The sequence below is a fragment of the Sphaerotilus sp. genome, from assembly GCF_041083715.1.
Classification (GTDB): Bacteria; Pseudomonadota; Gammaproteobacteria; order Burkholderiales; family Burkholderiaceae_C; genus Sphaerotilus.
Map to the genome: position 1 here is coordinate 1 of NZ_JBFPGY010000055.1, position 12,711 is coordinate 12,711.

General features: G+C 67.4%; 14 protein-coding genes. 8 read left to right on the top strand and 6 right to left on the bottom strand.

Annotated elements, in window-relative coordinates; translation table 11 throughout:
- From AB3X43_RS02695 to AB3X43_RS02710, 4 genes are all read right to left on the bottom strand, one after another.
- Window positions 1-701, bottom strand: a 701-nt coding sequence (locus AB3X43_RS02695; protein ID WP_369428347.1) for a phosphoadenylyl-sulfate reductase, incomplete at its 3' end; no start/stop codon positions are given.
- Window positions 698-1,228, bottom strand: coding sequence for a DUF934 domain-containing protein (locus AB3X43_RS02700; protein ID WP_369428348.1), 531 nt, complete (start codon window positions 1,226-1,228; stop codon window positions 698-700). The genes AB3X43_RS02695 and AB3X43_RS02700, both read right to left, overlap by 4 nt.
- A gap of 23 nt (window positions 1,229-1,251) precedes the next feature.
- On the bottom strand, window positions 1,252-2,952 hold the full coding sequence (locus tag AB3X43_RS02705; RefSeq protein WP_369428349.1) for a nitrite/sulfite reductase: 1,701 nt from the start codon (window positions 2,950-2,952) through the stop codon (window positions 1,252-1,254).
- A 25-nt stretch (window positions 2,953-2,977) separates the two neighbouring features.
- On the bottom strand, window positions 2,978-3,775 hold the full coding sequence (locus AB3X43_RS02710) for a sulfite exporter TauE/SafE family protein (RefSeq protein WP_369428350.1): 798 nt from the start codon (window positions 3,773-3,775) through the stop codon (window positions 2,978-2,980).
- A 133-nt stretch (window positions 3,776-3,908) separates the two neighbouring features.
- Between AB3X43_RS02710 and AB3X43_RS02715 the strand changes: the two genes are divergently transcribed.
- Window positions 3,909-4,796 carry a patatin-like phospholipase family protein gene (locus tag AB3X43_RS02715; protein WP_473965048.1) on the top strand — a complete coding sequence of 296 codons (888 nt, stop codon included), beginning with the start codon at window positions 3,909-3,911 and terminating at the stop codon, window positions 4,794-4,796.
- 6 nt (window positions 4,797-4,802) lie between these two features.
- Here AB3X43_RS02715 and AB3X43_RS02720 read toward each other — a convergent pair whose 3' ends face one another.
- Entirely contained in the window at window positions 4,803-5,957 is a 1,155-nt protein-coding gene (locus AB3X43_RS02720; protein ID WP_369428351.1) for an MFS transporter, read from the bottom strand.
- Window positions 5,958-5,970: 13 nt separating this feature from the next.
- The gene (locus AB3X43_RS02725) at window positions 5,971-6,456 is read right to left on the bottom strand and encodes a DUF192 domain-containing protein (RefSeq protein ID WP_369428360.1); all 486 of its coding nucleotides are present in this window, start codon (window positions 6,454-6,456) and stop codon (window positions 5,971-5,973) included.
- Window positions 6,457-6,493: 37 nt separating this feature from the next.
- On the opposite strand from AB3X43_RS02725, the gene AB3X43_RS02730 reads away from it, so the two are divergent.
- The 7 genes from AB3X43_RS02730 to AB3X43_RS02760 form a co-directional block, all read left to right on the top strand.
- Complete coding sequence (locus tag AB3X43_RS02730) at window positions 6,494-8,833, top strand: heavy metal translocating P-type ATPase (RefSeq protein WP_369428352.1); 2,340 nt, start codon at window positions 6,494-6,496, stop codon at window positions 8,831-8,833.
- A gap of 3 nt (window positions 8,834-8,836) precedes the next feature.
- Window positions 8,837-9,052 carry a cbb3-type cytochrome oxidase assembly protein CcoS gene (ccoS, locus tag AB3X43_RS02735; protein ID WP_369428353.1) on the top strand — a complete coding sequence of 72 codons (216 nt, stop codon included), beginning with the start codon at window positions 8,837-8,839 and terminating at the stop codon, window positions 9,050-9,052.
- A gap of 9 nt (window positions 9,053-9,061) precedes the next feature.
- Window positions 9,062-10,507 (top strand): cytochrome-c oxidase, cbb3-type subunit I, encoded by a 1,446-nt coding sequence (gene ccoN / locus AB3X43_RS02740; protein WP_369428354.1) that lies wholly within the window; start codon window positions 9,062-9,064, stop codon window positions 10,505-10,507.
- An 18-nt stretch (window positions 10,508-10,525) separates the two neighbouring features.
- Complete coding sequence (gene ccoO / locus AB3X43_RS02745; RefSeq protein WP_369428355.1) at window positions 10,526-11,158, top strand: cytochrome-c oxidase, cbb3-type subunit II; 633 nt, start codon at window positions 10,526-10,528, stop codon at window positions 11,156-11,158.
- A gap of 12 nt (window positions 11,159-11,170) precedes the next feature.
- Window positions 11,171-11,344 (top strand): cbb3-type cytochrome oxidase subunit 3, encoded by a 174-nt coding sequence (locus AB3X43_RS02750; RefSeq protein ID WP_369428356.1) that lies wholly within the window; start codon window positions 11,171-11,173, stop codon window positions 11,342-11,344.
- The gene (gene ccoP, locus AB3X43_RS02755) at window positions 11,337-12,266 is read left to right on the top strand and encodes a cytochrome-c oxidase, cbb3-type subunit III (protein ID WP_369428357.1); all 930 of its coding nucleotides are present in this window, start codon (window positions 11,337-11,339) and stop codon (window positions 12,264-12,266) included. Before AB3X43_RS02750 ends, ccoP begins: the two co-directional genes overlap by 8 nt.
- 35 nt (window positions 12,267-12,301) lie before the next feature.
- A partial coding sequence (locus AB3X43_RS02760; RefSeq protein ID WP_369428358.1) for a 4Fe-4S binding protein occupies window positions 12,302-12,711 on the top strand: 410 nt, incomplete at its 3' end.

Here is a 12,711-nt window from a genome sequence, read left to right on the forward strand (position 1 = left end):
TGCAGGCCGCATTCCTTGGCCTTCTCGTCTTCCCACCACCAGCGGCCGGCACGGAAATCCTCGCCCACCGCGATGGCACGGGTGCAGGGTGCGCAGCCGATGCTGGGCATGAACTGGTCGTGCAGCGGGTTGTACGGCACATCGTTGGTCGCGATGTAGTGCCACACGTCGTTCCAGCTCCAGTCCACCAGAGGGCTGATTTTCGCACGACCCTGGTCGTCGGTCTCCACGGCCTGCGCTTCGCCGCGGGCGTTCGACTGTTCGCGGCGCAGGCCGGTCACCCAGGCGGTGCGTCCGGCGAGCATCCGGCCGAGCGGCTCCATCTTGCGGATGCCGCAGCACGCCTTGCGCAGCGCGAGGCTCTCGTACATCGCCTTCTCGCCGTTCGTGCGCACGAACTGGACCACCGACTCCTCGACCGGCCGGTAGACCTCGACCGCCAGGCCGTAGCGCTCGGTGATGCGCGGGATCAGCGCGACCGTCTCGGGATGCAGCGCGCCGGTCTCCAGCGTCGCCAGCGTGATCGGCAGTCCGAGCTTGGCGATCAGGTCGGTGACGACCATGTCCTCGGCGCCGAGGCTGGTGGACTGCAGGACCGTGCCGGGATGCGCGGCGGCGGTGTCTGTCAGGATCCGGACCGTCGCGGCCAGGCGCTCGTCGAAGCCGGCGGTCTTGCGGCCGTAGAGAGCGATCGCATTCATATCGCGGCTCCTGCGTTCAGGTATTCCTGCGTGCCGGGCGCGGTGGCCGGGCGGGCGAAGACGGGGCGGTGCTCTTTCACGTCGCCCTGGTAGTGCCCGGGGAAGAACATCAGCGCGCGATCGGCGGCTTCCAGCGACTGGTCTCGCCGCAGTACCACCGCGTCGAAGCCGGTGCGCTGCATCAGCAGCATCATGTCCACCAGCACGTCGCCGGTGGCGCGGATCTCGCCCGCGAAGCGGTAGCGCGCGCGCAGCAGCCGTGCCTGCGTGTAGGCCCGGCCATCGACCCACTTGGGGAAGTGCAGAACGACCAGCGACAGGCGCGGCAGATCGGCTTCCAGCGTCTCGATGTCCACGGTGTTGGGCACGATCACGCCCGTGGGCAGGCCGGCGGGCCACGTGTCGCGCACGGCGTGCCACTGTGCCAGCGTCAGCAGCTGGTGGCCGCGGGCGACCGGGTGCGGCGACGGGCCGTCTTCACCGCCGACGGTGTGCCAGGAGTCGTGAGAGGGGTCGATGAACTTCATGGGGTGCTCCGTCAGATGCCGGCTCAGGCGGGGGTGTGGTCGCGGGCGGTGGCGATGCGCTGGGCGTTGGCGGCGGCCTTGAACGGCTCCAGACCCAGGCGGTGCAGCGTGTCGATGAACTTCTCGCCGGTTTCGCGCAGGCTGCGGTAGGTCTCCAGGATGGCTTCCACCGCGTCGGTGATCTCGCTGGCCGCGAACGACGGGCCGATCACCTTGCCGGGCACGGCCAGCGGCGCGTGCGCCGAGCCATCCGAGCCACCGAGGGTGACCTGGTACCACTCGCTGCCGTCCTTGTCCACGCCGAGGATGCCGATGTGGCCGCTGTGGTGGTGGCCGCAGGAGTTGATGCAGCCGCTGATGTGCAGGTCGATCTCGCCCAGGTCGAACACGTCGTCCAGATCGGCGAAGCGCTCGGTCAGCTCGGCCGCCACCGGGATGGAGCGGGCGTTGGCCAGATCGCAGAAGTCGCCGCCGGGGCAGGCGATCATGTCGGTGACCAGGCCGATGTTGGGCGTGGCGTAGCCGGCGGCCTTGGCTTCGGCGTAGAGCGCGGGCAGGTCGCTCGCCTTGACCCAGGGCAGCAGCAGGTTCTGGTCGTGCGTCACGCGCAGCTCGCCGTGGCTGTAGCGGTCGGCGAGGTCGGCGGCCTGGTCCATCTGCACGTCGGTCACGTCGCCCGGCGCCTGTCCGGCGCGCTTGACCGACAGCGTCACCGCACGCCAGCCGGGCACCTGGTGCGCGTGCACGTTGCGCTGGATCCAGCGCTGGTAGGCCACCGGCAGGTCGGCGGGCAGGCCGACTTCCGGCCGCGGCGTCACGTCGGCCGGCCGGGTGAAGCAGGCGGCCACGCGGTCGAATTCGGCCTGCGTGATGACGTGGGCAGCTCCGTCGAGATCGCGCGTGAGGATGTTGGCGAACTCGGCGTTCACGGCGTCGAAGAATTTCTGGCCTTCCGCCTTGACGAGGATCTTGATGCGCGCCTTGTAGGCGTTGTCACGGCGGCCGTAGCGGTTGTAGACCCGGATGATGGCTTCGATGTAGACGAGAATCTGCTGCCACGGCACGAAGTCGCTGATGACCGAGCCGATGATCGGCGTGCGGCCCATGCCACCACCGACCTGGACACGGAAACCGATCTCGCCCGCGTCGTTCTTCTTCAGTTGCAGACCCACGTCATGCCAGCCGATCGCGGCGCGGTCTTCCACGGCGCCCGACACCGCGATCTTGAACTTGCGCGGCAGGAAGGCGAACTCGGGGTGCAGCGTGCTCCACTGGCGCAGGATCTCGCAGTAGGGCCGCGGATCGACGATCTCGTCGGCGGCGACACCGGCCAGCCCGTCGGTGGTGGTGTTGCGGATGCAGTTGCCGCTGGTCTGGATGCCGTGCAGGTCGGCGGCAGCCAGCTTGTCCATCACGTCGGCGGCCTGTGTCAGCGGAATCCAGTTGTACTGGACGTTCTGGCGGGTCGTGAAGTGGGTGTAGCCACGGTCGTGGACGCGGGCGATCTCGGCCAGCGCACGGATCTGGCGGCTGCTGATCGCGCCGTAGGGCACGGCCACGCGCAGCATCGGCGCGTGGCGCTGGATGTACCAGCCGTTCTGCAGGCGCAGGGCCTTGAAGTCGTCGCCGTCGAGCTGACCGGCGAAATGGCGGTCGAGCTGGTCGCGGAACTGGGCCGCACGGGCGTGGACGAACTGGCGGTCGAAATCGGTGTACTGGTACATGGCGGGCAGTCTGTCAGTCAGGCGTTCAGGCGGTCAGCAGGATCTTCTTGGCGGCGAGCAGCAGCGAGGCGCACAGCGCGAGGCGTGTCCACACGTCCGGCAGCATCTTGGTCAGGCGCGCACCGATCCAGATGGCGGGCACCGAACCAGCGAGCAGCTCGATCAGCAGCGCCCAGTGGACGTTGCCGAGGGTGGCGTGGCCGATGCCGGCCACGATGGTCAGCGGCACCGCGTGCGCGATGTCGGTGCCCACCAGCCGGGTGGTCGGCAGGCGGGGGTAGAGCAGCAGGATCATCGTGGCCCCCAGCGCTCCGGCGCCGATGGAACTCAGCGACACCAGCACGCCCAGGACCAGGCCGCAGACCAGCGTGAGCACCGTCTGGCGCCGCGGCGTGATGAAGCGCTCCAGCCACAGGCCGATGCGGTGCCACAAGGGGCGGAAGATGATGGTCACGGCGGTCAGCACCAGCGCGATGCCGAGTGCGTAGCTCAGCATGCTGTCGGCGCGCTTGGTGATGCCGACCATGTGCATGTAGGTCGTGGTGGCGATCGAGGCCGGGATGCTGCCGGCGAGCAGCCAGCCGGTGATGCGGTAGTCGACGTGGCCGTGGCGGTGGTGGGCGATCGAGCCGGAGACCTTGGTCAGACCGGCAAACCACAGGTCGGTGCCAATGGCCACGGCCTTTTCCAGGCTGAATACCGAGATCAGCAGCGGCGTCATCAGCGAGCCGCCGCCCACGCCCGTGAGACCCACGATCATCCCGATGCCGAAGCCGGCGGCAATGGCCAGCCAGTCGATCGTGAAACCCAGGGTGTCGAACATGTAGGGGTACCTTGCAGTGCAGCAAAATCAGGATGTGCGACTCTAATGGCTGTCGTCATGCCGCCAAACAACATTTTCAAATGATGCTTATATGAATTCATACATTAGAACCGGATGCCACCGCCTGCTGACCATGCTTGGGACGATCGCCGTGCTGGGGCTCGTGGGCTGCGGCACGACCGGATCGGTGCAGACCGGCGCTCCCACCGTGACCGAACCGATGACCGCACCGCGCCCGGTGCCACGTGCGCCACGCATCGGTCTGGCGCTGGGCGGTGGTGCCGCGCGCGGCTTCGCGCACATCGGCGTGATCCAGGTGCTGGAGGAGAACGGCATCCGTCCGGATCTGGTCGTCGGCACCTCGGCGGGCAGCGTCGTCGCCGCCCTCTACGCCGCGGGCAACTCTGGCGCGCAGTTGGCCACGCTGGCCGACGGCATGGACGAGTCCTCCATCACCGACTGGGCCTTCCCTCTGCGCGGCGCGATTCGCGGCGAGGCGCTGGCCTCCTACATCCGCAAGAACACCAGCGGCAAGAACATCGAGCAGCTGAAGATGCCGCTGGGCATCGTCGCCACCGATCTGGCCGATGGCCAGCCCATCCTCTTCCAGCGCGGGGACACCGGCACGGCGGTGCGGGCATCCAGCTCGGTGCCGGCCGTGTTCCAGCCGGTGAAGATCGGCGAGCGCGAGTACGTGGACGGCGGGCTGGTGGCGCCGGTGCCGGTGCGCTATGCGAAGCAGATGGGCGCCGAGTTCGTCATCGCGGTCGACATCTCGTCGCCGCCGGACGGTGCCGCGACCGGCGACGCGATGCGCATGCTGCTGCAGACGTTTTCCATCATGGGCCGCAGCATCAACAACTTCGAGCTGAAGGAGGCCGACGTCGTGCTGCGTCCCCGGCTCACGGGCATCTCCAGCGCGGATTTCGCGGCGCGCAAGCGCTCGATCGCCGCCGGGCGGGAGATGGCGCTGGCGATGCTGGCGGAGATCAAGCTGAAGATCGCGGCGAAGACGCGCTGAGGATGCTCAGGCCCGCCGCCGCGCCATCCACAAGAGCGCTGCGGCCGCCAGCGCCACCGGCACCAGCGATCCGACGTTGAGCAGCGCCCAGCCCTGCGTCGTCACCAGCAGCCCGGAGGCGAAGGAGGTGACCGCCAGCGTGGCGAAGACGCAGAAGTTCAGTGCGCCCTGGGCCCGGTCCTTCTCTTCGGGCGCATAGGCCTGCAGCGACAGGGTCGTGGCCCCCGTGAACAGGAAGTTCCAGCCCACGCCCAGCAGGAAGAGCGCGATCAGGAAGCGGTGCAGGTCCACGCCGGTCAGCGCGATGGCGATGCACAGTGCGTTCAGCACCACCCCGACGGCCATGATCTGCAGGACCCCGAAGCGCTTGATGAGTTGCCCGGTGAAGAAGCCCGGTGCGAACATGCCGATGACGTGCCACTCCAGCACCAGTGCGGTGTCGGAGAAGGGCAGGCCGCACTGGTCCATCGCGATCGGGGTCGATGCCATCAGCAGGTTCATCACACCATAGCCGAGCGCGCTGCACAGCGCAGCCACGATGAACACCGGCTGGCGCACGATCTCGGACAGCGTGCGGCCACCGGTGGCCGCCTTCTTCGCCGGTGGCGGCGGGAAGTCGATCGCGGCCAGCACCAGCAGCGACAGCAGCGCCACCCCGGCCAGCGCGAGGTAGGCGCCGACGAAGGGGACCGCGGTCAGCGTGCGGGTCTGCGCGGCGAGGTTCGGGCCGGCGATGGCACCGATCAGGCCACCCGCCATGACCATCGAGACGGCCTTCTCCGTGCCGGTGCTGCCCGCCAGCTCGGCCGCGGCGAAGCGGTAGAGCTGGGCGTTGGCGTTGAAGTAGCCCGCCACCACCGTGGCCAGGCAGAGCAGTTCGAAATGCCGCCCCACCGCCGCCCACGCGCACAGCAGCGACGACATCAGCGCCACTGCCGCCCCCATCTGGAACGAGGTCTTGCGGCCGAAGCGGGCCTGCGTGCGGGCAACCAGCGAGGTGGACATCGCCCCGCCCAGCACATAGCCCATCACCGGCAGCGTCGCCATCCAGCCCAGCGGCGCGAGCGCCAGGCCGACCAGCCCGTTGATCGCGATGAAGGCGACGTTGTTGGTGAGGAACAGGCCCTGTGCGGCAGCCAGCAGCCAGAGGTTGCGGTTCACGCTGCGGACCGGGTCATCGCGCAGCCGTCGGCTTGAACACCGCGCCGCCGATCACGCTGCCGGCCTTGAACCCGCGCTTGTCGAACCAGCCCTTGTTCATCTCCAGCACGAAGCGCACTGGCTTCTTCGAGCAGTGCGAGTCATCGGTCTGCGGCTTCATGTCCTCGATGTTGACGATGGTGCCGGTGTCGTCGATGAAGGCCGCCGACAGCGGGATCAGCGTGTTGCGCATCCAGAAGCACTGCACGCCGGGCTGCTCGAACACGAAGACCATGCCGTCGTTGGCGGCCATGCTCGGGCGGTGCATCAGACCGATCTGGCGCTCGCTGTCGGTGGCGGCGACCTCGGCGCGGATCAGGTGCATGCCCGCGGTGAGCTGCGTGGCGGGCAGCTTCTGCGGGCCGGACTGGGCGTTGGCACCGAACGACAACAGTGCCAGACCGGCCAGCGCGACCTGTGCGATGTGTCGGTTCAACCGATAGAACTTGATGTGGATCATGTTGTGCTGGGTGGTGAACTTCAAGAATAGCGCATCCATGTCGTCCCTTGCCTCCGCCACTCCTTCGCCCGCTGCGGCCCCAGCGCTCAGCCCCACCCAGGCCGCCGCCGTCAACGATCCCGAGCAGCAGACCGTCTTCACCCAGTGGATCGACGACGGGACGGGTGGCGAGCTGGGGCAGTCTCGGCTGCTGCTGAGCGGCATGCACTGTTCAGCCTGCGCCGGCCTGATCGAGGAGGCGCTCTGCCGGGTCGATGGCGTGCGTGCCGCCGAGGTGAGCGGTGCGGCCCAGCGGGCGGTCGTCACCTGGGATCCGCGGCGCACGCAGGTGTCGGCGCTGATCGAGGCGGTGCGCCGCGCCGGCTATGGCGCCTTCCCCGACACGGGGGCGCAGGCCGTGGCGCTGGCGACCCGCGAGACGCGCCAGTCGATCTGGCGGCTGTTCGTGGCGGCGTTCTGCATGATGCAGGTGATGATGTATGCCACGCCCGCCTATGTGGCGGCAGTCGGCGACATCACGCCCGACATGGTGCAGCTGCTGCGCTGGGCGAGCTGGGTCCTGACGCTGCCGGTCATGGTGTTCGCCGCCGGGCCGTTTTTCAGCGGTGCGTGGCGCGGACTGCGCGAAGGGCGCATCAGCATGGATCTGCCGGTGGCGCTGGGCATCGGGGTGACCTTCGTCGCCAGTTCGGCGGCCACCTTCGATGCCCGCGGGCCGTTCGGTTCGGACGTGTACTTCGATTCGCTGACCATGTTCGTCAGCTTCCTGTTCGGCGCCCGGGTGCTCGAATCCCGGGCACGGCAGCGCGCGGCGCAGTCCCTGGACAGCGTGATGCGCCGGCTGCCGGATGCCGTCGAACGACTGGATGCGCAGGGGCAGGGCACGCTGGTGCCGTCCTCGGCGCTGGTCGTGGGTGACCGCGTGCGGGTGCATGCTGGCCAGGCGTTCGCTGCCGACGGCCGTGTGGTCGAAGGCCGCACGCTAGTCGATGAGGCCATGCTCTCCGGCGAGTCGCGGCCGGTGGATCGGGCGGTGGGCGACGAGGTGTCGGCGGGCTGCATCAACCTGAGCGCGCCGGTGGTGATGCAGGTGCTGCAGCTCGGGGCGCAGACGCGCTACCAGCGCATCGTGTCGCTGGTCGAGCGGGCGCTGACCGAGCGACCGGCATTCATCCTGGCCACCGACCGCCTCGCCGCGCCGTTCCTCTGGGCGGTGCTGGTGCTGGCCGCCGCCGCCGGAGGGGTCTGGATGGCCATCGACCCGGGCCGTGCGCTCTGGGTTGCCGTGTCGGTGCTGATCGTGACCTGTCCGTGCGCGCTGTCGCTGGGGGCGCCGGTGGCCTTGCTGGCGTCTGCGGGCGAGCTGGCCCGGCGCGGCATCCTGGTGCAGCGGCTGGATGCGCTGGAGATCCTGACCCGCGTGCAGGATGTTGTCTTCGACAAGACCGGCACGGTCACCGAAGACCGGCTGGCGCTGGCACAGGTCGCCGTGCTGCGGCCGGTATCCGGCTTGGCCGATGCGCGCGTGCAGGTGCTGGCTGCCGTGCTGGCGCGGCAGTCGCTGCACCCGCTGTCCCGGGCGTTGGCACAGGCGGGTCCTCCCGCCGGCGATGCGGCCGTGGTGCTGGATGCTGTGCGCGAGCAGCCCGGCCAAGGGCTGCAGGCCCGGGCGCAGATCGACGGCGGTGTCTTCTCCGTTCGACTGGGCGGCCCTGGCTGGTGCGGACTGGTCGATGCCACGGTGCTGCCGATCCGCCCTGCCGTCTGGCTGGCGCTGGAACTGGAGGGCGTCTGGCAGCCGGTTGGCCGCTTCGAATTCGACGAGGTGCTGCGTCCCGATGCGGTGGCGGGTGCGGCCGGCCTGGCCCGGGCCGGTCTGGCGCTGCACCTGTTTTCCGGGGACCAGACCGCCAGCGTCGAGGCCATGGCCCGCCGCCTCGGCATCGCCGACGCCCGCGCCCGTTGCACACCGCAGGACAAGCTGGCCGGTGTCGAGGCCTTGCAGGCCACCGGCCGCGTCGTGGCGATGGTCGGCGACGGCATCAACGACGCGCCGGTGCTGGCCCGCGCCGATGTCTCGATCGCGCTGGGCACCGCTGCGGCGCTGGCCCAGGCCCGCGCCGACGTGATCGTGCTGTCGGACCGCATCGAGGATCTGCCCGTGCTGCTGGACACGGCGCGCCGAACTGTTGCGATCGTGCGACAGAACCTGCGCTGGGCGCTGTTCTACAACGCGGCTTCGGTGCCGCTGGCGCTGGTAGGCTGGTTGCCACCGTGGCTGGCGGGCATCGGCATGGCGGGCAGCTCGCTGGTCGTCGTTCTCAATGCCTTGCGGCTCACCCGCCGACGCACCACCACCCCTCTGGGCAAGGCCTGAACCATGGACATCCTGTTCCTGCTGATCCCGCTGTCGGTGGTCCTTGTTTTCCTGATCATCGTGGTCTTCGCGTGGGCCTTGAAAAGCGGCCAGTTCGACGACATCGAGCGCGAGGGCGAGCGCATCCTGCGTGCCGACCGAGACGAGCTTGATGCCGATCAATCCAGTGCGATCCCGGCTACCGAAGAATCCAGGCCGAGGATCGAGAGAGTTTCCTAGGAGCAACCAATGGCAATCAACACAAAGACGGCTGGCCCCGTCTTCACCGATGCGGTCGTGCGGCAATTCGCCCTCGCCGCGGTGTTATGGGGCATTGTGGGGATGCTGGTCGGGGTCGTGATCGCGGCCCAGCTGGCATTCCCTGAAATGATCAACGGCATTCCGTGGCTCAGCTACGGTCGCCTGAGACCGCTGCATACCAATGCAGTGATCTTCGCATTCGGTGGCTGCGCGCTGTTCGCGACCAGCTACCACGTGGTGCAGCGCACCTGCCAGACCCGCCTGTTCGCACCCGCGCTGGCCCAGTTCACCTTCTGGGGCTGGCAACTGGTCATCCTGGCCGCGGCGATCACGCTGCCGCTGGGCATGACCCAGGGCAAGGAATACGCCGAACTCGAATGGCCGATCGATCTGCTGATCGCGGTCGTGTGGGTGAGCTACGCCGTCGTGTTCTTCGGCACGGTCGGTATCCGCAAGGTCAGCCACATCTACGTGGGCAACTGGTTCTTCGGCGCCTTCATCCTGGCGGTGGCCCTGCTGCACATCGTCAACAGCGCTGCGGTCCCGGTGTCGTTCTGGCCGATGAAGTCCTACTCGGCCTACGCCGGGGTGCAGGATGCGATGGTGCAGTGGTGGTACGGCCACAACGCGGTGGGCTTCTTCCTGACCGCCGGCTTCCTGGGGATGATGTATTACTACATCCCGAAGCAGGCCGGCCGCCCGGTCTACTCGTACCGCCTGTCGATCGTCCACTTCTGGGCGCTGATCTTCACGTACATGTGGGCGGGTCCGCACCACCTGCACTACACCGCGTTGCCGGACTGGACGCAGTCGGTCGGCATGATCTTCTCGCTGGTGCTGCTGGCACCGAGCTGGGGCGGCATGATCAACGGCATCATGACCCTGTCGGGTGCCTGGCACAAACTGCGTGACGACCCGATCCTGAAGTTCCTGATCGTCTCGCTGTCGTTCTACGGGATGTCGACCTTCGAAGGTCCGATGATGTCCATCAAGACCGTGAACGCGCTGTCGCACTACACCGACTGGACCATCGGCCACGTCCACTCCGGCGCGCTGGGCTGGGTGGGTCTGGTGTCGATCGGCTCGCTGTACCACCTGATCCCGCGCATGTTCGGCCGCAAGCAGATGTACAGCATCCGCGCGATGGAGCTGCACTTCTGGATCGCCACCATCGGCATCGTGCTGTACATCGCCGCGATGTGGATCGCCGGCGTGATGCAGGGTCTGATGTGGCGTGCCACGAACCCGGACGGCACGCTGGTCTACAGCTTCGTCGAGAGCGTCAAGGCCACCTATCCGTTCTACGTCATCCGCCTCGGTGGCGGCGTGATGTACCTGTCGGGCATGTTCATCATGGCCTGGAACGTGGTGAAGACGGTGCAGGCCGGCAAGGTCGAATCCGTTGCCATCCCGGCTGTCGTCGCCCACGCCTGAACCGGAGCACCACACACCATGGCCCAAGCTAACCGCCCTGTGTCCGGTCACGAGAAGATCGAGACCAGCAACTTCCTGATGATCGTCCTGACCCTGGTCACCATCCTGTTCGGTGGCCTGACGGAGATCGTCCCCCTGTTCTTCCAGACGTCGACGACCCAGCCCGTCGAGGGCCTCAAGCCCTACACCGCGCTGCAGCTCGCTGGACGGGACGTCTATCTGCGCGAGGGCTGCTACAACTGCCACTCGCAGATGATCCGCCCCTTCCGCGCCGAGACGCTGCGCTATGGCGACACGTCCAAGGCGGGCGAGTTCGTCTACGACCACCCCTTCCAGTGGGGGTCGAAGCGCACCGGTCCTGACCTGCACCGTGTGGGCGGCAAGTACAGCGACCAGTGGCACCGCGTGCACCTGAACAATCCGCGCGACGTGGTGCCCGAGTCCAACATGCCCGCGTATTCGTGGCTCGAGAAGGCGCCTGCCAATGCGGGCATCGGCGCCAACATGAGCGCGCTGCGCAAGGTCGGGGTGCCCTACACCGACGACGAGATCGCCAAGGCCGGCGACGAGGTCAAGGACAAGACCGAGCTGGACGCCGTCATTGCCTACCTGCAGGTGCTCGGCACCGCAGGCAAGGCCCAGGCCAAGTGAGCGGGAGTTGCCATGGACATCGTCAATGACCTGCGCAGTTTCGTGACTGTGGGCTTCTTCATCATGTTCCTGGGCATCATCGCCTGGGCGTATTCCAGCCGCAATCGTTCCGCGTTCGACGAAGCTGCCGCGCTTCCGTTCCTGGACGACGACAACAAGACATCCAACGGAGGCACCCATGAGTGACTTCATTTCTAGTTTCTGGTCGTGGTACGTGATCGCGATCGTGGTGGGTGGTCTCGCGTTCTGCGTCTTCGTTCTGGCGGTGGCCAGCAAGCGCACCGTGATGGCCGACGACAACTCGACCGGGCATGTCTGGGACGAGGACCTGCGCGAGATGAACAACCCGCTGCCGCGCTGGTGGATGGGCCTGTTCATCCTGACCATCGTGTTCGCGGCGATCTATCTGGCGCTCTACCCGGGCCTGGGCATCAACAAGGGCACGCTGAACTGGAGTTCAGCCGGGCAGCTGGAGGCGGAAAATGCCAAGGCGCGTCTGACAATGGCGCCGCTCTATGCGCGTTTCATGGCCATGACGCCTGAAGCACTGGCGCAGGACAAGCAGGCCATGGGCATTGGTGAGCGGTTGTTCATCAACACCTGTGCGGGCTGCCATGGCTCTGACGCCCGCGGCAGCAAGGGCTTCCCCAACCTGACGGACAACGACTGGCTGGGTGGCTCGGGTGTGGACTACATCGCCAAGACCATCGCCGAAGGCCGCCAGGGCATGATGCCGCCGATGGCCGCGGCCGTCGGCACGCCCGAAGACGTCAAGAACGTCGCCAACTACGTGCTGAGCCTGTCGGGCAGCGCCCACAACGCGATTGCCGCACAGCTGGGCAAGAGCAAGTTCGGCGCCTGCGCGGCCTGCCACGGTGCGGATGGCAAGGGCACGCAAGCCCTGGGCGCTCCGAACCTGACCGACAAGATCTGGCTGCATGGCTGGGGTGAAGCGGCGGTGATCGCGATGATCAACAACGGCAAGACCAACGTCATGCCGGCCCATGCTTCGCGCCTGTCGCCTGAGCAGATCAAGGTGCTGGCCGCCTACGTCTGGAGCCTGTCGCACCAGCCTGAGAAGAAGACGGCCATGGCCGACCAGCAGTAATCCGATCCGGCCACCCGGTAACCAGGCAAGAGAGCATGGACAGCAGCAGCACGGCAGCATCGACAGGCGAGCCGGGGGCGGTGAAGACCGTTTCCCTGTACCAGAAGAGCAAGAAGATCTACCCGCGTGCGGTGCATGGTTTCTTTTCCAACTGGCGCTGGGCGCTGGTCTGGATCACCCAGATCGTGTTCTATGGCACGCCCTGGCTGCAGTGGAACGGCCGCCAGGCCGTGCTGTTCGACCTGCTCACCCGCCGGTTCTACATCGGCGGGCTGGTGCTCTACCCGCAGGACTTCATCTACCTGACGGGTCTGCTGATCATCTCCGCGTACGCGCTGTTCCTGTTCACGGCGGTGGCCGGCCGTCTGTGGTGCGGCTACGCTTGCCCGCAGACGGTCTACACCGAGATCTTCCTGTGGTTCGAACACCGCTTCGAAGGTGACCG